Here is a 267-nt window from a genome sequence, read left to right on the forward strand (position 1 = left end):
GTGTGTGGGCCGGCGCCCATACCCAGCACTACTTGGCGGCTGTCCAGGGCCTGGCCGTTATCCAAGCGGATTTGATAGGTGCCGTTTTTCAGTTGGCTGATGGATATGACCTGCGCGGGCAGGTGTTCTGCCCCCAGCTCTTTTGCTCGCTCCAGTTGGTGCTGGTTACCGGCTGCAAACTCGCCCCGATCAGCGTAGCCGGGGTCGTAGGTGGGTGCCTGCTGACCCCATTGGCTGATGATTTCATGTTGGTGATTGATGTAACCC

The 267-nt window shown here is 59.2% G+C and carries 1 pseudogene; it reads right to left on the reverse strand.

From position 1 onward, the window contains the following. Window positions 1–267 (reverse strand): annotated as a pseudogene (locus tag AAEZ08_RS22990) (restriction endonuclease); the annotation flags it as partial.

It is taken from the genome of Pseudomonas sp. E45-MNA-CIBAN-0222 (assembly GCF_040310405.1).
GTDB classification, from domain to species: domain Bacteria; phylum Pseudomonadota; class Gammaproteobacteria; order Pseudomonadales; family Pseudomonadaceae; genus Stutzerimonas; species Stutzerimonas stutzeri_AC.